Consider the following 19,867-nt stretch of genomic DNA (forward strand, 5'->3'; position numbering starts at 1 on the left):
ATGGAGAAACATATGAAACTAATAAAATTATTTTTTACAGGCGTCATGCTTGCTGCATTGTCGGCCTGTACCTATCTGCCCAGTGCGGAAACCGATTGGGATGAAAAGTTTGATTTCACCAAAGTCAAAACCTACAGCTTTATCGATCGCGAAAAACTCAGAACAATGACGCCCTTAACGGATGATATCACCCGCAATCGCATCGAAAATGCGATTGAGAAAAAAATGGCAGCGCAGGGAATCGCTTTTGAAAAAGATCGCTCTAAAGCCGATACCTTGGTGAGCTACCACGTCACCACAAAAGATAAACAAGATATCCAAACCTACAATGTGGGTGTGAATCACTGCTGGAATTGCGGCTGGGGTCGCGGAATGGGCATGGGTATGGGCACTACCGATGTGCGCGTCAGGGATTATACCGAGGGCACATTAATCATTGATATGATTGATCCCTCGATCAACGAGGCAGTTTGGCGCGGCCAGTTAAGCGCAAAAATCAGCAACCTTAAAACCCAACAAGAACGCATTGATGCCATTAACTATGCCGTAGATACGATTTTAGAAACCTATCCTCCGGTACCGGAGGCCGCGGCGAAAAAGTAATTGTGCGATTGTGAAAAGGCCTAACGGCCTTTTTTAATGAGTATTTTTTATGTTGCAATATCGAATTATTCCCGTCACTCCGTTCCAGCAGAACTGTTCGTTGGTGTGGTGCGATCAGTCAAATAAAGCCGCGCTAATCGATCCCGGTGGCGACGTGCATTTATTAAAGCGCGCGGTGGCAGATGCCGGCGTTGAGCTGGAAAAAATCCTGTTAACCCATGGGCATTTAGATCACGTGGGTGGCACCGCGCAGCTGGTGCAAGAGTTGCAATTGCCGGTTGAAGGGCCGCATAAGGAAGATGCCTTTTGGATCAATCAATTGCCCATGCAGTGCCAGATGATGAATTTTCCGTTGGTGCAAAATTTTGAGCCGGATCGCTGGTTAGAAGGCAAAGATCAAGTCAGCGTGGGCAAGGAAGTACTCGAGGTTCGGTTTTGCCCCGGGCACACGCCGGGTCACGTGGTGTTTTATCACGCTGGGCGCAAGTTAGCCTTTGTTGGCGATGTGTTATTCGCCGGCTCTATCGGGCGCACTGATTTTCCGCGCGGCGATTATGATACCTTGGTAACGGCCATTCGCCAGCAGCTCTGGCCTTTGGGTGATGAGGTGCAATTTGTACCCGGCCATGGTCCTATGTCGACCTTTGGCCACGAGCGAAAAACCAACCCCTTTGTAGCCGATCACAGGTTTGGATAAATGAACGAGCCAATTTGGAAAAGTGCGGCAACGCCCGCGCAGTTAAACGAACTCAATCGCAATACCGCGGCGGAATTTTTGGGCATCGAAGTGACAGAAGTCGGTGCTGATTATATTCGCGGCACTATGCCGGTTAACGAGCGCACCGTGCAGCCCATGGGGCTAGTACACGGCGGCGTCAATGTGGTCTTGGCCGAAACCCTGGGTTCAATGGCTGCCAACATGGCTGTGGACACACAGAAATATTTTTGTGTCGGGCAAGAGGTGAACGCCAATCATTTGCGCGGCGTGCGCGGTGGTTTGGTGACGGCAACGGCGCGCATGCGTTACCTAGGTCGTACGTCGCAGGTGTGGGAGATCGAGCTGTGTGACGAAAGGGGTCGCCTGAGCTGTATTTCGCGCTTGACCATGGCCGTTGTCGCACACGCTAAGTCATGAGTTCACTGGCCTTGCCCGATGCGGTATTAGAGCGCTTGCAGATCAGCAGCTCAAGTCGGCGCCGAAGTATTGGTATCAAGGTTGGGCCAGATGGCGTGCGCGTATTGAAACCGAGCTCTGTGAGCCGCGCCGAGGTCATGCGCTTATTGCAGGGGCGCCGGCATTGGCTGCTGGAAAAACTAGCGCTGCAACAACAGCGCTCAGAAGAGCGGCCAGATCATCACTACGGCAATGGCGATAGCTTCGCGTTGCTGGGACAACAGTTAACCTTAACGGTCGTGCAAAACGCGCGCGCGAACCGTGTTGAGCAGAACGCTGATCAGCTCTTGGTTAGTCTTTCCGCTAGAGGCCGAAAACCTGCACCGGAAAGAGTGCGCGAATTGTTATGCCAGTGGTATATGGCACAGGCGTTAGCGCATCTCGAGGCCTTAAGCCGCCGCTACGCCGAACAGATCGGCGAGCGAGTAGCCAGTGTTAAGGTCAAGCTTACCCGTTCCAAGTGGGGGCATTGCAGTCGAGCCGGGGATCTACAATACAACTGGCTCATACTCTTAGCGCCGGCACCGGTGGTGGAATACTTGGTGGCACACGAAGTCAGTCACCTAGTGCATATGAATCACAGTCGCGAATTTTGGCAGCAGGTTGAGGTGTTGTGCCCGGACTATGTAGCCTCTAGGCGCTGGCTCAAACGCCACGGCCACCGCTTGGTTATTTGATTCTGCACTGGAATAGTGGTGCCGTTGCTGCGGGCATCAGTTATAGTAGCGGCGCGTACAATTTTTTAGTTTATGGGCAGGACTGATGACCGATTTGAGCGATGATTTTGATGAAAATTACGACCGCTTTATTGCGGAAGTTGCCGAAAATGGCATCGTTTGGGGGTTAGAGGGTGAAGATGGCTTCGCGGTCTGCCCGTCGTTGCGTCATGAAGATACCGACGTCATGCCTTTTTGGTCTAGCCAAGCCTTGGCCGAGGCTGTGTGCGTAGATGAGTGGGCGGTTTACAAGCCGGTGCCGATAGATCTCGAAGAGTTCTTAGATGATTGGCTGCCCGGAATGCACGAGGATATTATTATCGTCGGCGTTAACTGGAATGAAGACTTGGAAGGCGCTGAAGAGGAACCTCTCGATTTACTGGAAGATCTCGACGAAGAACTGAGCTAAGTTTTTCTGATACGGCAGGCGCAACGCTGTGCCTGTTTCGGTCCACGTTTTCGATCTGCTTAATCACCCCTACAATCTTTCCATCGGCATGACGTGTCGCTAGGGCGATTGTGACGTCTCAGTGGTTAACGTCTTTTGTATTTCTTCGAACAATTGCTCAAACTCTTCGCGTGTTAAATCTGGCTTAACAGGTTTGCCCAAGACGATCTGCTTGTGCTGATTAACTAAAATTACTTTTGATTGTGTGTTGACGCCGTAGTGGCGCGACACAGACAAGGCATTGTTCAGTTGCTGTAATTCGTCGGGCAGTTCGCCTAAGGGAGGCTGTCGCCATATCGGCGTAGTTTTAAGTAAATACATTTTCACTTGCAGTTGCTGGGCTTGTTGGTAGAGCTGGGCGACTTCGGCGTTGCAGGATTGATCGCAGGCAGGAGTCCAAAAGAACAGCAGACTGGCCTGATCTTGGCTGTCTTTATAAAAGGAAATCGTCTGCCCGCTTTGCTCAACCAATAACCAGTCGGGTGCGTTGCGCAGCTCTTGTGCGGCCGCGTTCAAAGGACCAAAAAACAAAAACTGCAGGATCGAGAAGGCTAATAATCTACCGCCGCAATGCACGTTGATAACCTCATAAATACCCGTATCTCAGATAAGAATTAGAGCGCAAAGCCCTGCCGAAGTTCCTGTTAGTCGAGCGTCAATTCTTAGCTGTGTGGCTACTAAGGCACCGCTTAAGGTTCTTTAAAACGGATCAGATGTTTAGCCGCGGGTGTCACTTTGCCGATAATACTGGCTCGGTAGCCCGCATGGTTTAAGGCTTCTAGCGCGTCGGCGGCTTGATGGGCAGGCAGCCCAGCGAGCAATCCACCCGAGGTTTGTGGATCGAATAACAGCTGTATGCGCGATTCGGCGAGCTGTTGCACGGTCGCATCTATGCCGGCTTGCATACGCAAGTTGTGCGGTTGCAGGCTACTGGTAATGCCCTCGCTGATACAGGCGAGGGCGCCATCGAGTACCGGTATCGCCTCTAGTGTTAGGCGCGCGGATAGATACGACGCCTTCAGCATCTCCATTAAATGGCCGGCCAGGCCGAAGCCAGTGACATCGGTGCAGGCATGTGCGCCCTTGGCGTGCAAAATATCCGCCGCCGCGCGGTTTGATTGCGCCATAAAAAAGAGCGCCTGCTCAATCCACGGGCCCTGACTAAAGCCGCGCGCTCGGGCGGCAAACAAGGCACCTGTGCCCAAGGGTTGGGTTAGGATCAGGTGGTCGCCCACCTCAAGCCCCGCCTTGGTCAGCAGACGCGTGCTGGCGATGCCGTTAACGGCAAAGCCAATACTGGTCTCCAAGCCTTCGCTGGTATGGCCACCGGTGAGCTGGCAGTTCTCATGGTTGAGTACCTTGAGCGCGCCGGCCATCAGTTGGGCAAGATCGCGCGCAGTGATAGCATCGCGCGCGAACGGCAGTGTGACCAGTGCTTGGGCGCTGTGTGGTGAGGCGTGCATAGCGTGTAAGTCACTGAGCGCGTGCAGCGCTGCGATTTGGCCCTGTAAAAACGGGTCGTCGATGATGGCGCGAAATTGATCGACGCTTTGCACCAACGTGGTGTCGGCATTAAAGCGGATCGCGGCGGCGTCGTCTGGATCGTCGAGCCCGATCACCACCTCGGGTCGCTTCACGGTGTCAAGTTCAGCCACCACCTTTGACAAAATGTCGGCACCCACCTTGGCGCCGCAGCCACCGCAGCGCATGGCCAACTGGCTCATCGCCGGTGTAGTTTCGCTTCCCATTTGGCTCAATAGCGCCGGTGCGAGCGACGTCTGGGGCGCGCCAGACATGGGTTCGAGACGAGGTTCGAGGCCGCTAAACAGGGCCATAAAGCTGCGATCTATACGGTCTTTCCAGCGCCAAACCCAGCGCCCGCTGAGCGTTGGCATCATGCCATTGGCGCGAGTCGCCATAGCAGTGCCGTCGCCGAGCGACAAGATGCTTAAAAAGCTGGTTTGGGCGCGATAGGCGCGCAGGGGTTGCTTGAGCAACGTCGCCATCAGGTTGTCAAATAGCACCGATGCTTGCCGCACCGCGAAGACCCCAGCTTTGGGTCGCGGTTGGCCCATGAGTGCAGCGGCATCGCCGGCGACAAACACGTCGCTGTGGCTGCTGGACTGCAGGTGTTCATTCACCTCAATAAAGCCCTGTCGATCGAGTGCTAAGCCGCTATCGGCAAACCAAGGCGCCGCATGGGCGTTGGTGCACCAAAAAATTTCGTCGGCAGGGTGCGCTTTATCGCGCTGGTCGATGAGCAGGTTGGGTTCCACCCGAGCGATAGCGTGATCAGGAAATATATCGACTTTTAAGCGCGCCAGTTGCCGCTCTACCTTGGCGCGAAAGCCGCTGCTGTAGCCTTGCAGCGGTTGTTGCTCAGGGAAAAACAAGGCCAGCCGAGCATTTGGTGCTCGGGCCCGCAATGCCGCGCAAATCTCCACCGCTGCGGCACCGCCGCCGACCACCGCAATGGACATGGCAGGGGTGGCGCGCAAGCGTTCAAGCAGTGTTAACCAGCGCGGGTATAAAGCGCTAATGGGCTTAACCGGGAGGGTGAACTGCGCGCTGCCAGGTACGCTGAGGCTGGGTGAGGCGCCGGTGTTGATGGATAGCAGGTCGAACTCAAGCGCTGGGCGGTTGGCGAAGAGAATTTTTTTGGCGCTGAGATCGAGGCCAGTACAGGCGGCGCGAATAAACCGCACACCAGCGGTGCTACAGAGCCGATCTAAATCAATATGGGCTTGTTCGAAACGGTAGTGGCCGGCCATCAGGCCAGGCAACATACCTGAGTAGGGTGTGTATACCGCCGGCGACACCAAGGTCAGGCGAATGCCGGCGGTTGGCTTCATGTGCCAGAGGCGAATCAGCAGGGCGTGGGCGTGGCCGCCGCCGAGGAGCACAAGGTCTTGCACAATGGGTGTGTTATTCATGGCGCCGATTATAGCGCCACTGGGCGGTGGCAGCTGCTGTTAAAGCAAGGAATCAGTGGGCTGCCGGCGCGTCGAACACATAGTTGTGCAAAATATCCACTAGGTGGCTGCACACATGGCTTTCCAACAGCTCAAGCTGGCTGAATGCCGGTGTAATTTGGCGCTCTTGGTTTTGTTCTTGAATGGTCAGGCGAAAGCTGTCGCATCCTTCAGCCGGTGATTGCATCACCTGAAAATTAAAATCCGTGCACAAGCGGCTAAGGTGCGGAAAGGTAGACTCCTGTCTGGTTGCTATGTGAACTTCCATATCCCCTGCATGGTTCTGAATTTGCTGGGAGAGCGGCATGGCGGTTTTTACCCTTGCTAGGCTAAGTTGAGTGTGCGGTTGCTATTTTTATGGCCGGCAAGCCTCCGCTCGCCAAGCTGGCGTATTTAGATGATTTAGCTCTAAAAACGCTTCTTTTATATGTAATACAACACGGAACCGATACTAACACCGCTGTAAAAAGAACTGCAATTGGGACTCCCGAGTCAGTGTAAAAAGCAACAGTTTTGCTGGATAAATGTACAAAAATAACGATTTATAGGGTTATTCGTTGGATTCGGGTGTGGTTTTTAACGCTAGATAGCATCTAAGTTTATGCGCGAAGTGGTCCGCGCCGAGGGTCAAAAGGCTCGATACAGCGATGAGAATCCACGCCACGTCAAAACGCAAAGATTCGAACGCGGAGTCGATGTAAAACCCGAGGGTTGGAATGCCCAAAATACCGAGCATTGCGGTTTCCCGAATGATGATCTCCCAGCGGTACAGCAGGTAGGCGAGAAAGGAGCGGTAGAGCGATGGAATTACGTAAAAGCAAAAGCGGCTGAAGGCATTAGTCTCGAAGCTGGCAGCCGGTAAACCGGCGCTGTGTTGGCCGAGTAAATGCGCAATGATCGCGCCGTTGTGCAAGCTCATAGCCAGTATGGCCGGTAGCATCGAGGGGCCTAGCAACAGCAAGCCTAAAAAATTCAACAAATATTCGGGTAGAGTACGCAGCAAAATTAACCAGGCATCGCCAAGTCGGCGCAGCACTGGCTGCAGAAACAGGGGTGAATTTAGCGGCAGCCAAAGTAAGCTCAATATACCCGTCAGTACCAAGACAACTTGCGCTAGCAATACGGTGTTAAATAATCCCGGCAAAATTTGTTGAGTGGAAATTTTCAACCACCATTGCAGGGATTGCTCAGGCGATAGATCGTAGCGCCAAGGGGTTGGCACTAGGTCGCTGATGAACTGTTGCGCCAAGCGTAAATCCCAATGCGCTTCTATGGGCACCAGATAAAACAACACCGGAATAGCGAATAAAAGTATGAGCGGTTTTAACCAAAAGCGCAGGCTAACCACCAGGGCGATCAGTGCGTAAATGAGCCCGCTGGCGTGGCTATAGTTACCTTCGCGCAGCGCCGTTTCCAGCAAAAAGCCCAAGGTGGGCAGCCCGATAAAGCCCAGCACAATGGATGAGCGCAATGCGCACTCCAAGCGATAGCTGGTGTAGTGGCGCATGGGCGCCCACACTAAGGGCAGCTTGGTGAATAAAAAATGACTGAAACTTTGCTGCTTTGTTGTGGCGCAGGCGAGCGCTGGCCGTGGGTCAATCTCTTCGAGTTGTTCGCCGTAAATTTTTGCCAGTGTACCGGTATAAGGCAACACCAAAGCCAGTAGACCAGCGAGCGAAGTTAAACCGAAAATTTGGATGAACAGTAGCGCCCAAAAAACCTCGTGAATAGACCGCAGCAGCGCAGCAAAGAGCCGGATGGCTTTGTTTCGGTACCAAAGCGCGAGCGCGAAACCCAGTAGCGCCGCCAGGGAGATAGCCTGCACGGCGAAGGCGAGGGTGTTGAGTAGCGCTTGCAGAAAGCTTGGCCAGTGTTGAATGCTCGGGCTGATAAAACCCTGCGCCATAGCGCCAATTTCATGCCAAGGATTAACATGGGCGATATCGAGATCGGCAAACGCTAAGCACACCAACGCAATCAGCGCGAAATATAAACTGACCTGTCGTAAGCTGCGAGCAGAGGGCGCGGTCATCGTATTTATTGATAAAGTTGCGTTAAATCGTGCAGCTGCAAAGATTTACTGGCTGCATCAATCACAATTTTTCCATCCGCTAGGCCTATCACGCGATCGCACAAGCTAAGCGCCAGCTCGACGTGATGCAAGGCAATAACACTGGTGTCATGCTGGGCCAAAAATGACGTTAATAGCAACCGTCCTTGCTCGGCATCGAGTGCAGACACAGGTTCGTCGGCGAGTAATGCGCGCCGGCGTTGATACAGCGCGCGACCAATGCCAACCCGCTGTTGTTGCCCGCCCGATAATTCGCCGGCTTTTTTCCACAGCTGTTGTTGCAATTGTAACTGCTCGGCAATGGCGCCTATCTCTTGCTGCACCGCCGCACTGGGGAAAAAAAGATTGCGCAAATTAGCTAGATGGCTGTGGCGTGTTAAACCGCCGGTATAGATGTTGTGGAACAGGCTGAGCTGTTGCACTAAGGCGGGTTGCTGTGGGCACCATGCGCACTGGCTAATAAGCTGCTCGCGCATGTGGCCGAGCAAGGTGCTTTTGCCGCTGCCGCTCTTGCCCAGCAGCGCAACGCGCTCGCCCTGACGAATACTCAAGGAAATATCCTCGAGCACCGTTAACGGCGCGGCGCTATTGCCATAGTGCAGCTTGGCACCCTGGCACTCGAAAAAAACGCTCACTGTGTTACCAGTCGTTCATTAAATCGAGCGCTTTCGCGGTGGCTTCAATGGGTTGATAAACATCGTTATTGGTTGGCACAAACTTGGTGCGCGGGAAACTGCCTAACAGTTTTTCATCGCTTAATGTTAACAGCGCTTGCGTCAGCTTAGCGCTAAAGCCAGCGCCATACTGCGCATCAACGTCGCCGCGCAAGCTCCATTGGTAGTCTGGATAGGTGGGGGTGGTCCAAATAACCTGGACTTGCTGCGTGTCGATGTCGCCATTGGCCAGTGCTTGATCCCAAACGGTATAATTCAACGCGCCCACTTGGTAAGCGCCCGATTGCACCAGCGCTAAGGTGCGCGAGTGATCGCCACTAAAACCGACGCGGGAAAAAACAGCCTCCGGCGCCGCAGAAAACGCTTCGCGTAAATAGAATTCCGGCATTAAGCGGCCCGAGGTCGAACCTTTGGAGCCGAAGGTAAAGGTTTTACCTTTTAGTGCTGGGCTCAATGTTTCAGCGGGGCTTAAGCCTGCGCTTTTATGGGCAATGAAATAGGTTTTGAAAAATTGATCTTCATAACCTTGAGCAACAGCGACAGAGCCGGGCACTAAGGCTCGGGCTTGAACGCCAGATAGGCCGCCAAACCAAGCCAATTGCACTTGATTATTGCGAAACGCCGTAATGGCCGCTGGGTAACTTTTAACGGGAACGTATTTAACCTCTACACCTAATTCGGCACTGAGGTATTTTGCCATTTCACCAAAGCGTTCGATGAGCTGGCTTTCGTTTTGATCGGGAATAGCAGTAAAGGTAAAAACAGGCTGAGTTTTCTCGGCAGCGGAGAGGCCAAGAGAAACGAGCAGCGCTGCTAAAGCAGTCAATAACCGCACGGTAGTTCTCCTTAGTTGGGTGTAAAGGTTAGTTGTTCAGTAACGGGTGATTCTCTAGTTTGATAAATTCGTTGGCCCACTCGATGCATTCGTCGGCGGGGCCGCGGAAAATTTCCCGGCCTTGGCGCAAACTTTTTTGGTAGTCGTACATGGGGTCGTAATAATCCACCAGCAACGTCTCAATGCCGGGCCTGAAACCCTCGGTGTTGCCGGTGCGGAAAAATTGTTCGAGGGCTGAGCTAAATTGGCTAAACAATAGGTCGAATTTATCGCCGCCAAGACGCTTGCGAATACGCGATAAATTATCTAACACCTGAGCGCGAAAAGCCTGCTCGGCGAGACTGGCGTCCTGGTCAAAAAATGCCAGATACTTTGGCCAGGCTTCAGTTACGTAATCGACCAGCGCTATATCGATACGCGTCTCAATCGGCGTTTCCAGTATTGCCAAAGGCGATTGCTGCATGCGCGCTTTCAGGTTTAAGGGCAGCGACACGCGGCCAATTAATTTGCCTTCATCTTCAACGAATACGGCCTGTTTGGGATTCCAGTGCAGCAATTTCATTAACGCGATGCTGACTTGGTTTTCAAAATCAATTTGGCTCGGCTGATCATCCACTTGGCGCCCAAAGGCGCTACCGCGATGATTTGCCAGCGCCTCTAAATCGATCTGGCGCTGCAACTTCGAGAGTAAGACGGTTTTGCCGCTGCCGGTGCGGCCGCTGATTAATACCAGCGGTGCGACAGCCGTGTTTGTTTCTAATTCGTCGATCAGGAAGCGGCGCATGGCTTTGTAGCCACCCACCACCAGTGGGTAATCTAATCCAGCTTCCTTAAGCAGTTGCTGCGAGAGTCGCGAGCGCAGGCCGCCGCGAAAACAGTAGAGAAAGCCGCTCGGGTGAGCTTGTGCATGTGCCAGCCAAGCCGATTGCCGTGCGGCTTTGATCTCTGGCGTCGCAATTTGCCAGCCCAACGCTATCGCTGCATCTTGGCCCTGCTCTTTATAGCGGGTGCCCACGTCGGCGCGCTGGCTATCGTCGAGTAGCGGGATATTGACCGAGCGAGGAAAGGCGCCGCGGGTGAATTCTACCGGCGCACGCACATCCATCAAGGGCACATCCTCGAGGAATAGACGGCGATAATCGTCGGTATTTGGGCGCTTCATAGCAATTGTCGGCGGTTTTTAGGCGGCTGAGTTTACTTAATCGCGCCGCCAAGCACCAGCACACTGCGAAAACGCGGCGGCGCTGGTACAATGCGCTCGCCCAAAAAAAAGGGCAGGTTACACGGGCGAGACGTGTAAACCCGATACAAGCTCCGCTAGAGAGCGTCATTTTCACAGGAATGAGTCGCAAGGCTCGCAGGAGTAAATCATGAGCGCGCTGCGCAATCAGGTAAAGGCACTGGGTACCCTATTGGGGCAAACCATTGCTGAAGACAAAGGCCCCGAGTGTTTAGCGCTCATAGAATCTATCCGCTTGCAGGGCAAGGCTATCGACGGCGGCGATCAAAAAGCGCTGCTGTCTTTGATGGGAAAAATTTCCGAAGGCGACGATGAAACCTTGCTAACCATCGCTCGCGCGTTTAGCCAGTTTCTCAATATGGCCAACATTGCTGAACAAATTTACACCGTGTCTGATGAGGCACAGAGCTTAATTGACAGGCCTGACCCTTTCGCCGGTTTACAAGCACAGTTCGATGCCAAGCGCTGGCAGAAACAAGATTTCGCCAAAGCCATGGCAAACTTGCATATCGACCTTGTGCTCACCGCGCACCCAACCGAAGTGACGCGTCGCACCCTGATTCATAAATACCGTGAAATTGAAGCCCAGTTGCGCCGTGGTGCCGATGCCGATAACGGCCGCATTCAAGAATTGATGGCGCAAGATTGGCACACCAACTCAATTCGCCGCATTCGCCCCACCCCGGTAGATGAAGCCTCTTGGGGTTTGGCGGTGATTGAAGATTCACTCTGGACTGCGCTGCCATTATTCATGCGCCAACTCGATCAGCACGCGCAAACCATTACTGGCGAACCATTACCTTTGGCTACTGCGCCAGTGCGCATGAGCTCTTGGATGGGCGGCGATAGAGACGGCAACCCCTTTGTGACGGCAAAGCTCACGCGCGAAGTGATTGCTATGTCGCGTGCAAAAGCGGCGGAACTCTACGGTAAAGATTTAGAGCAGCTGTCCATGGAATTATCCATGATGGAAGCCAGCCCTGGCTTGATTGCAGCGCTGCCTGAAGAACACAAAAACTCAGAGCAACCCTATCGCGAATTAATTCGCCCGCTGCGTAAATTATTAGCCCTGACCCGCGAGCAAATGGAAGCGCAAGCGCGCACAGGAGCACCAGCCGATACGCGCCAACACTTATTGGAAAGCGCACAAGAATTATTGGCACCACTACATTTGTGCTACCACAGTTTGATGGAGTGCAACCTCGCCAGCATCGCCCGCGGTAACTTGCTCGACGTGATTCGCCGCATTCAATGTTTTGGTGTCGGTTTAATTCGCTTAGATATTCGCCAGCACTCAGAGCGCCATAACGACGTACTCGCTGAATTAACCCAGGTATTGGGGCTGGGTGATTACCTACAGTGGAGCGAAACCGAACGGCAACAATTTTTGCGCGCTGAACTGGAAAATCGGCGGCCGCTCATTCCTGCTGACTGGGCCCCCAGTGCCGATGTAGCCGAAGTGTTAGAAACGGTTTCTGTTATCGCACAAACGCCGATCGAAATGATGGGTATCTATATTATCTCCATGGCGAGTCAGCCGTCCGATGTACTGTTAGTGCAGTTGTTGCAAAAGGCCTGTGGCGTATCTACGCCATTGCCAGTAGCGCCGCTGTTCGAAACACTTGATGACTTGGACAATGCCGAGCAAGTGATGACCGACTTGCTGGCTATGCCCGGTTATAAGGAGCGCACCAAAGGTCATCAGTACGTGATGATTGGCTACTCAGATTCGGCTAAGGACGCCGGCGTATTGGCGGCCTCGTGGGCGCAATATCGAGCTCAAGATGCGTTGATTAAATTACATCAACGCGAAGATTTAAAACTCACCTTGTTCCATGGTCGCGGCGGTGCTATCGGCCGTGGCGGCGGCCCGGCGCACGGCGCCATTTTATCGCAGCCACCGGGTTCGGTGACTGGCGGTTTGCGTGTCACCGAGCAAGGCGAAACCATTCGTTACAAATTCGGTATGCCGAAACTCGCCGTGCGTAGCTTATCGCTCTATGCCAGTGCCATTCTCGAAGCCTTGTTGGCGCCGCCACCAGAGCCAAAACCAGCATGGCGCGACTTAATGGACAGCATGTCGGAAAAAGCCTGCAAAACCTACCGCAGTTATGTGCGCGAACAGCCAGACTTTGTTCGCTATTTCCGCCAGGGCACGCCCGAACAAGAACTGGCGCAGCTGCCGTTGGGTAGCCGTCCGGCCAAGCGTAAATCGTCCGGCGGTATCGAATCTTTGCGTGCCATTCCGTGGATTTTCGCCTGGACCCAAAACCGCCTTATGCTGCCAAGCTGGCTAGGTTTCGGCACTGCCTTGGAAGATGCATTGCAGAACAACGCCGAGCCACTGCTGAAAGATATGCAGCAGCACTGGCCTTTCTTTCGCTCGCGCCTAGCGATGATGGAAATGGTTTACAGTAAATCCAATGCAAAAATCTCTGCGCTCTACGATGCCAAGTTAGTTGAAAAAGAACTGATCGGCATGGGTGAAGATTTGCGCAATTTGTTAACCACGGACATCAGCACGCTGCTCAAATTTTTGGGTCAGTCGTCGTTACTTGAAAACGATGCTTGGGGTCAGCAATCGCTGGATGTGCGCCAGAGTTATTTGGTGCCCTTGCATTTGCTGCAAATCGAATTGCTCGCGCGGGTACGCGCCAGTCACGATGAAAATCAAGTCAGTGACTGCAACAGAGCACTCATGGTATCTATGACTGGTATTGCGGCAGGTATGCGCAACACCGGTTAATCGATTTTAGCTGCTGTAAAAAAGCCGCGCCCTATGCGCGGCTTTTTTATGGAGGATTTTTTAACAATCTTTTCCTGTTATAAAGCTTCATCGTCCACCACGCGCAGCGGCAGCAAGTCGCTGTTGGTGGTAATGATTAAAGATTTATCAATCCTTACACAGGCGCCGGCGTATTTTCCCGCCACTGAAAACGTGCACACTTGGGTTTTATAGCCATCTATTTCCGGCAGTTTAAACAGCGCTTGATAAATCTGATCTTGCGCGTCGAATTTCCCTTCCGTTTCCTTTAAAACTTGCGCATTTTTATCGAACAAGCTGATGTTAGAACCACAGCGCCCGGCAATGGGCTTAGTCACATAGCCTTGGCTGGCGAGTTCATCGGTTAGGCTGAACTGTGAATTCAATAGGTAGGGGTGGTTGGGAAATATATGCCACAAAATCGGTAGTATGGCTTTATTACTGGGGATCAGCGTCCAAAAGGGTTCGTACACCATCACGTCTGGGCGCAGCAGTAAGTCCACCAAGCGCGGCGCGAGATGTTCATCTTCGGCGTGGCGCAATTGCGGATGTCGATCGTCAGCTTCGCATTCGGCCCGAATTTGATCCAGTGCTGTTTCCCACGCCCAAGTCTTCCACACACAGCGAATGGCTTCGCCGTCTGTATCAATAATATCGCCGGCATCATTCCAGCGAAGGTCGGCCATGCCCTTCACAGCTTTTGATCGAATGCCAGCTGCTGTGGCTGCGGCTCGAATAAATTGCGCGTGATAGGTTTCTTCTAAATCTGTGTCTTGCAAAATATGCAGCACACTGTCGATGCCGCTGCTGGCCCAGGCCTGTTGCAACTGCGCGGCGAGTTCTGCGCCCGGATCTGAGCCTTCCGTCACACCAAAGTGCGCGGCCCATTTACCTTGAATGCGTCCCGCTTCCGTGTGGCAAGAGGCCGAGTCGGCGTTGTATTCGTAAACCTTAATGCCCTTTTCTGTGACGCAAAAATCAAATCGGCCGGTAATCATGTGGCCTTTGCGGTTATCCCAGGATTTGCGCAAGCGCGGCCACAGGCTTTTTGGAATATTAAATTTTTCGAGCAACGCATCGTCTTGTAGCACCGCTTGCGTGGCGTGCATGAACATTAAGTGCAGTTCATTGGTGGCGCGGGTTAATTCTTGCTCGGCAGTTTCAGACAATCGAAAATACCGATACTGCTCTTGTGCATTCTCTGAAGAACTTAATCTATGGCCGTGCATGGCGTTGATGTAGGCAGCCTCGGTTTTGTCTTGTGGATTGAGCCAAGGTTGCGTGTGCTGCCCGCCGATGGGGGCAAGCCGAGAGTTCAAGTTAAACAGTGCTGGCTCGCGAATGGTGCGGGGCGCAGCATATTGGCTGTCGGCGGTTTGAATCACCCAGCCGAGCACTTGGGTGTTTGGAAAAGATGAATCAATATAAACACCACCGTCTGCGGCGCGGGATAGCGGTAACTCGCGCGACCAATGTTGATGCTCCGGCAGCTTCATGTGGCCAACATTTTGTTCAGCGAAGCGAATGCAATTGTCGAATACATCGGTTACCACCGCAACGTGGCCGGTGACTTCAAACTCACCGCCCTCGCGCCAAATTAATAGGCAACCGGACTCCGGTGGCCGCTGGCTGCCATTGGCAAAGGAGTGCAGTGGTAATAGTTCGTTATCTGCTAGCCGCGTTACGTGGTGCAAATCGAAAATGTCGTAGGCCATGGCGACATCGTCAAACACGTAGCCGTAATTTACATAAAGCCAGCGCCGGGCAAATTCCACGCACTGCCATTTATAACCCATGTAAACGCCATCCAGCTCGCTGCGGTAGGCGGCGCGCGATGGGTATTCGCGTTTATCGGCGCTCGGGTAATGGGATGAATAGATAGCAACCTGGCCAGGCGCGTAGCCTAACAGCGTGCCAAATTTTTCCGGTACTAGCGGGGCTTGATCAGACATAAATGCACCTCAATGGTGGCTCGCATCATCGGCAATTTGTTATTTATCTACAAGAGGTCGCTTTAGAAAAAACCACAACGAGTGTTAACCTTTTGCTTGCCGCGTTAGAGTTAGCTAGCAGGCGTGCGTTACGTCATAACGCCGTGTTTTAGCGAGAGTAGCACTAAGGTGTTCTACAGTTGGGTTAGTTCAATCTACGAGCAGCTGTTCTACACTGTCGACGTCACGAATTTAGGGGAGAGGTGTGGTGAAAGAAAAACGTATGAGAAAAGAGCAAAAGGCGCTGCGCATATCCCTCTTCGGCGTCGTCTTCTTTGTTGCTCTCGCCTTGGGTTTCGCCGTTTACACCGGCTCAGACGCTATTCTGTTTGACGGCATCTATTCACTGGTATCTTTCGCCACCGCGCTGTTAACCCTTAAAGTCGCCAAGCTGGCCGAGCGACCCGACGACGACAACTTTCATTTTGGCTACACCACCCTAGAGCCAACGCTCAATCTGTTCAAATCCCTCATCACCATTGTGGTGTGTGTGTACGCGGCGGTAGAGGCCCTACAGCGTTTTTTGTCGGGTGGCACCGAGGCCGAATACGGTTGGGCCGTGGTGTACGGTGTGTTGGCAACCTCCGGCTGCTTCATTGTGGCCATGCTGCTGCGCAAATACGGCCGCGATTGCCGTTCGGATTTAGTCAATGTGGAATCAAAGGCGTGGTTTGTAGACGCACTCTTAAGTGCCTCGGTGCTATTGGGTTTTATCTTCGCCTGGACAATTTCAAAATCCAGCTATGCACACTACGCGCCCTATGTAGACCCACTGTTATTAATGATCATCGTCGCGCTAGCGCTGCCTATTCCCGGCAAAATATTCCTCAACAGCCTGCGGGAAGTCATCGTGATGGCGCCACCATCGGATGTGGTGGATGAAATAGGCGAGCGGCTCATCCCAACCCTCGCCCACGTACCGCACGACCTGATCGAATACCGCGTCAACAAACGCGGCCGCAATACCTACCTGCTGGTGCACGTGCTGGTGTCTGATGAATTTGAAATACATTCCATAGAACGGCTCGATGACATTCGGCGCAAGAGCAGCGCACAGATGAAGGAATGGAATCCGGAAATAGTGATGGATATTCTGTTTGTTAAGGATAAAACCTTAATCTACTAGTGGGTGATCGCCTAGAGATTCAGAATCGAGAGTTATTACCTGAACTAGCTAACTGTGCAGAGCAAAATCTCTAAAGCTAGGTTTTGGCGCCCAAAAGCAATATATTCTGTAAAATGTGTGCCGCCATCAAGCAAGGTGATGATGGCATGTCAATGCATTCCTCGCCTGATATACGACCACTCTGCCAATCAGCAGATTTATTGCTTTCCGTAAAGCTTTACAGAATTGCGGGTGGTCGTTAGCATGCGCCACCATTACGAATAACAAAAACGAACCCTTTATTATGGCGAATTTTTTCAAAAACCTTTCTTTAATCTCGATAACTATCTTATTTCTCGTTGCATGTGGTGGTGGCGGAGGGTCAACACCTACAAATAACAATTCGAGCGACACTACTGCACCCCTATTGGCTGAAGTCGCACCAGTTTCAACACCTACTATCAACAATCAGCCGTACTATACATTCAGTAGCAACGAAGCCGGGCGAATTTCATATAGGGGCTCATGTAGGTCAACTAACACCAATGCAGTCAGCGGTAACAACACCGTTACCTTTAGCCAGCTCGAGCCCGGCAACTACACAGGCTGCGAAGTTTTAGTTACCGACGGAGCGGGCAACACATCTTCAGCTCTAGCTGTTTCAAGTTTCGAGGTAGTAAGCCCAGCCTCTTCTGAGTTTTTCAATCGAATTAATTTCCCTCAATCCGGCTCAAATGCCGATGGAAGCAATGAACTTGTATTTCGCGGAAAAATTGAACGGGTTGAAGGTTCGCAACGATCATTAGATCAAGTTGTTGGTTTTTTTGTAAAAGATGAAGCCGTAACTCTAGATTTAGAAACTGGCAGCTGGAATGTAACGGTAGATTTGAATCAGGGAAGCAATCAAATTCCGCTACTAATAAACTTCGTCGATGGTAGCAAAATTGAAAGTCAGGTAAGTATTACAAATACACCCATTCTTCCTACAGCAGGGCAAATTGCCTATGAGCAATCAAGTCGAATACTGTACCTTTTCGGGACGACTGATAGGCGAGTACACGCACTAGATCTAATTAGTGGTAGTCACCGATTAGTGTCATCAGCGCACAATGGGACTATGCTGCCCGGGGCAAAAGGCCTTGAAGTTGACCTAAGCAATAATCGCCTTGTCTTTTTCAGTCCATCTGAAAGCGCTCTTGCCGCTATAAATATAAACACGGGAGAGCAGACGATTTTATCTGCGCAATCAAGGGGTGTCGGGCCTGCCATTGTTTCAGGTACAGACGTTAAGCTTACCGCAGACAACACCAAAGCATACGTCATAGATTCCGGAAACGCTGCAGTAATTAGCGTGGACTTAAACACAGGTAACAGAACTGTAATTACTGGAATTGGCACCGGAGCGGGCCCAAATCTCCCCCAATCTACCTTCGCTGCGGGGCTTGATCTGGATGAGACAAATAATCGAATATTCGTTTACGGTTTGCATGATGTATATGCTGTGAACATTCTAACTGGGGAGAGGTCAATATTTTCCACTGCTAATGTTAATAGTAGTAATTCAAAATCTTCCGAAACAGTGCTCGATCTGCCTAATAATAGGATACTTTACGTCCGCAACGAGATGGTTATTGCATTAGATTTAGCCACAGGAAATACAACAACGCTTGTAAATTTAGATGACAACAATGCCTTATATACCTCTGAAGTATTAAACGGGATAGCTATTACAAACACCGGCGAAATCTTTCTGTCGCATCAAAATACCGGTGAAGTAGTTAAACTTAACGCAGGCACATATTCCGCTGAAACTCTATTAGCCGAGCTGCATATAGGGAGCGGTACGCCATTAAAAGGAGCCACAGCTATTGCACTAGACGTTGCCGGGGGAACTGCATTTGTTTCGTATGAGGATATTAATAGGGGTATAGCGGCTGTTAATTTGATCGACGGAAACAGGGCTGTATTGGTTGATCAAAACACAAATTTTCTATTAGCTAACGGCGACATCACCGATATTAACTACGACCCAATCGAGGATCGCCTCGTTGCTCTAGGTATCGATCTATGGGCGATAGATACAAGTAGCGGCGATATATCTACACTGGCGCCCTCAATTGAGGGGTACGCATTTAAGCTCAGCCCTGATGGAGTTAATGTTTATATCGGCGCGGTAAGTGGGCGTTTCTATCAGTTAGATCTCAGTGGCAATATCGAAACAACGATCAGTGATTCAAATACCAGCGTCCTTGGCCTTACTCTCGCGGACGATGATGCCACAGCCTTTCTGCTAGATAGCTTAGATGATGGTGTTTTTAGCGTTGATTTAATGTCAGGCAACCAATTTGAAGTCAGCGGCAAGAACAGCGGGCAAGGAGTTCCAATAAACCATCTAAGGGATATTGTGTTTGACTCAGCCAGCTTGAAATTGATTGCTTCCGATGTAAATGAACGCCATATCATTACCATAGACACGGTGACGGGTGAACGTTCGATGTTGACTTCAGAATCTGTCGGCAACGGCGCGCAAATTAATTCCATCGCGCCAGCAGGCCTTGAATATGACCCTTCTAAAAATGTGCTTTACATAGTAGATGGTGTAACCGGCGCAATCGTAATGGTAGATAGACTGTCTGGCGATAAGGTAACTATTAGTCGCTAGGTTGCACGATTTGTACTAATGGCTTCAATGTGGAAATAACGTGAGGGAACAGCGTTATTTCCACGTTTACAGTTGCCATGAATTTAATGGGGCCAGATAGAATTAACAACACATAGACATCCACGCCAAATACCGATCCAAAGATTTAACATAGTTGATTAGGCAGTTCCACCGTGACGGCACTTCATAAAATTTACTCACACCACTTTAGCAGCCTGCCATGGCTATCTATCTATAGCTAAACAACGTCGATACTATTCACCTATTGGGTTGCTCAACTACAAGGCCAGCTTAGGTTGGTAGTCAATGCGGGAGTGGCGCCTAAAACATCTTCCTGCCAAATTTAAATGTCTAGCGCTCGCCAATAGAATTAAAATGAGTAAATTCAGTAAGTTAATGAGAGCTTAAAGCGCGCGATAACAATATTATTGAGCCTTTCCTGAAAAATGAAATGTGAGTTGAATAAATCAAGCTAGATTTCGACACCTAAAAACAATATATTCGATAAAAAATAAAACGGTAACCAGGGAAGGTGATACCGACATGTCTGCATAATTACCTGATTTCAGAAATTAAACTGACCCGACCTAGGTTTTCAGATTAAACCGACAG

The 19,867-nt window shown here is 51.4% G+C and carries 16 protein-coding genes; 8 read left to right on the forward strand and 8 right to left on the reverse strand.

What is annotated here, in order from left to right; all coding sequences use genetic code 11:
- The first annotated feature begins 12 nt into the window (after positions 1 to 12).
- The 5 genes from ACGHTT_RS00900 to ACGHTT_RS00920 all read left to right on the forward strand — a co-directional run bounded on the left by ACGHTT_RS00900 (position 13) and on the right by ACGHTT_RS00920 (position 2,902).
- Positions 13 to 603, forward strand: coding sequence for a DUF4136 domain-containing protein (locus ACGHTT_RS00900; RefSeq protein ID WP_390592936.1), 591 nt, complete (start codon positions 13 to 15; stop codon positions 601 to 603).
- Positions 604 to 652: 49 nt separating this feature from the next.
- Entirely contained in the window at positions 653 to 1,300 is a 648-nt protein-coding gene (locus ACGHTT_RS00905) for an MBL fold metallo-hydrolase (RefSeq protein ID WP_390592937.1), read from the forward strand.
- Entirely contained in the window at positions 1,301 to 1,738 is a 438-nt protein-coding gene (locus tag ACGHTT_RS00910) for a hotdog fold thioesterase (protein ID WP_390592939.1), read from the forward strand.
- Complete coding sequence (locus ACGHTT_RS00915) at positions 1,735 to 2,454, forward strand: M48 family metallopeptidase (protein WP_390592940.1); 720 nt, start codon at positions 1,735 to 1,737, stop codon at positions 2,452 to 2,454. The genes ACGHTT_RS00910 and ACGHTT_RS00915 overlap by 4 nt, the downstream gene beginning before the upstream one ends.
- Before the next feature lie 85 nt (positions 2,455 to 2,539).
- A complete protein-coding gene (locus ACGHTT_RS00920) occupies positions 2,540 to 2,902 on the forward strand; it encodes a DUF2750 domain-containing protein (protein ID WP_390592941.1) in 363 nt (120 codons plus the stop codon).
- Positions 2,903 to 3,001: 99 nt separating this feature from the next.
- On the opposite strand, the gene ACGHTT_RS00925 is transcribed toward ACGHTT_RS00920, so the two are convergent.
- The 7 genes from ACGHTT_RS00925 to mnmH all read right to left on the reverse strand — a co-directional run bounded on the left by ACGHTT_RS00925 (position 3,002) and on the right by mnmH (position 10,655).
- Positions 3,002 to 3,517: a hypothetical protein gene (locus tag ACGHTT_RS00925; protein WP_390592943.1), complete on the reverse strand. Its 516-nt coding sequence runs from the start codon at positions 3,515 to 3,517 to the stop codon at positions 3,002 to 3,004.
- Positions 3,518 to 3,630: 113 nt separating this feature from the next.
- Entirely contained in the window at positions 3,631 to 5,874 is a 2,244-nt protein-coding gene (gene selD, locus ACGHTT_RS00930) for a selenide, water dikinase SelD (protein WP_390592944.1), read from the reverse strand.
- Between the two features lie 52 nt (positions 5,875 to 5,926).
- On the reverse strand, positions 5,927 to 6,181 hold the full coding sequence (locus ACGHTT_RS00935) for a hypothetical protein (RefSeq protein WP_390592946.1): 255 nt from the start codon (positions 6,179 to 6,181) through the stop codon (positions 5,927 to 5,929).
- A 282-nt stretch (positions 6,182 to 6,463) separates the two neighbouring features.
- Positions 6,464 to 7,945 (reverse strand): PhnE/PtxC family ABC transporter permease, encoded by a 1,482-nt coding sequence (locus tag ACGHTT_RS00940; RefSeq protein WP_390592947.1) that lies wholly within the window; start codon positions 7,943 to 7,945, stop codon positions 6,464 to 6,466.
- 5 nt (positions 7,946 to 7,950) lie between these two features.
- Entirely contained in the window at positions 7,951 to 8,619 is a 669-nt protein-coding gene (locus ACGHTT_RS00945) for an ATP-binding cassette domain-containing protein (protein ID WP_390592948.1), read from the reverse strand.
- Positions 8,620 to 8,623: 4 nt separating this feature from the next.
- The gene (locus ACGHTT_RS00950) at positions 8,624 to 9,493 is read right to left on the reverse strand and encodes a putative selenate ABC transporter substrate-binding protein (RefSeq protein ID WP_390592949.1); all 870 of its coding nucleotides are present in this window, start codon (positions 9,491 to 9,493) and stop codon (positions 8,624 to 8,626) included.
- A gap of 28 nt (positions 9,494 to 9,521) precedes the next feature.
- A complete protein-coding gene (mnmH, locus tag ACGHTT_RS00955; RefSeq protein ID WP_390592950.1) occupies positions 9,522 to 10,655 on the reverse strand; it encodes a tRNA 2-selenouridine(34) synthase MnmH in 1,134 nt (377 codons plus the stop codon).
- Positions 10,656 to 10,863: 208 nt separating this feature from the next.
- Here mnmH and ppc point away from each other — a divergent pair, with 208 nt between their 5' ends.
- Positions 10,864 to 13,479, forward strand: a complete 2,616-nt coding sequence (ppc, locus tag ACGHTT_RS00960; protein WP_390592951.1) for a phosphoenolpyruvate carboxylase — start codon at positions 10,864 to 10,866, stop codon at positions 13,477 to 13,479.
- A 77-nt stretch (positions 13,480 to 13,556) separates the two neighbouring features.
- Here the strand turns inward: ppc and gss are convergent, their stop codons facing one another.
- Positions 13,557 to 15,449, reverse strand: a complete 1,893-nt coding sequence (gene gss, locus ACGHTT_RS00965; protein WP_390592952.1) for a bifunctional glutathionylspermidine amidase/synthase — start codon at positions 15,447 to 15,449, stop codon at positions 13,557 to 13,559.
- 262 nt (positions 15,450 to 15,711) lie between these two features.
- Between gss and ACGHTT_RS00970 the strand changes: the two genes are divergently transcribed.
- Positions 15,712 to 16,614 carry a cation diffusion facilitator family transporter gene (locus ACGHTT_RS00970; RefSeq protein ID WP_390592953.1) on the forward strand — a complete coding sequence of 301 codons (903 nt, stop codon included), beginning with the start codon at positions 15,712 to 15,714 and terminating at the stop codon, positions 16,612 to 16,614.
- A 283-nt stretch (positions 16,615 to 16,897) separates the two neighbouring features.
- Positions 16,898 to 19,255 carry a YncE family protein gene (locus ACGHTT_RS00975; protein WP_390592954.1) on the forward strand — a complete coding sequence of 786 codons (2,358 nt, stop codon included), beginning with the start codon at positions 16,898 to 16,900 and terminating at the stop codon, positions 19,253 to 19,255.
- The last annotated feature ends 612 nt before the right edge of the window (positions 19,256 to 19,867 follow it).

The organism is Simiduia litorea, assembly GCF_042853465.1.
GTDB lineage: Bacteria > Pseudomonadota > Gammaproteobacteria > Pseudomonadales > Cellvibrionaceae > Simiduia > Simiduia litorea.

Coding starts and splice junctions, on each gene's coding strand:
- ACGHTT_RS00900 (WP_390592936.1), top strand. CDS start 13: ATGAAACTAATAAAATTATTTTTTACAGGCGTCATGCTTGCTGCATTG.
- ACGHTT_RS00905 (WP_390592937.1), top strand. CDS start 653: ATGTTGCAATATCGAATTATTCCCGTCACTCCGTTCCAGCAGAACTGT.
- ACGHTT_RS00910 (WP_390592939.1), top strand. CDS start 1,301: ATGAACGAGCCAATTTGGAAAAGTGCGGCAACGCCCGCGCAGTTAAAC.
- ACGHTT_RS00915 (WP_390592940.1), top strand. CDS start 1,735: ATGAGTTCACTGGCCTTGCCCGATGCGGTATTAGAGCGCTTGCAGATC.
- ACGHTT_RS00920 (WP_390592941.1), top strand. CDS start 2,540: ATGACCGATTTGAGCGATGATTTTGATGAAAATTACGACCGCTTTATT.
- selD (WP_390592944.1), bottom strand. CDS start 5,874: ATGAATAACACACCCATTGTGCAAGACCTTGTGCTCCTCGGCGGCGGC.
- ACGHTT_RS00935 (WP_390592946.1), bottom strand. CDS start 6,181: ATGGAAGTTCACATAGCAACCAGACAGGAGTCTACCTTTCCGCACCTT.
- ACGHTT_RS00940 (WP_390592947.1), bottom strand. CDS start 7,945: ATGACCGCGCCCTCTGCTCGCAGCTTACGACAGGTCAGTTTATATTTC.
- mnmH (WP_390592950.1), bottom strand. CDS start 10,655: ATGAAGCGCCCAAATACCGACGATTATCGCCGTCTATTCCTCGAGGAT.
- ppc (WP_390592951.1), top strand. CDS start 10,864: ATGAGCGCGCTGCGCAATCAGGTAAAGGCACTGGGTACCCTATTGGGG.
- gss (WP_390592952.1), bottom strand. CDS start 15,449: ATGTCTGATCAAGCCCCGCTAGTACCGGAAAAATTTGGCACGCTGTTA.
- ACGHTT_RS00970 (WP_390592953.1), top strand. CDS start 15,712: ATGAGAAAAGAGCAAAAGGCGCTGCGCATATCCCTCTTCGGCGTCGTC.
- ACGHTT_RS00975 (WP_390592954.1), top strand. CDS start 16,898: ATGGCGAATTTTTTCAAAAACCTTTCTTTAATCTCGATAACTATCTTA.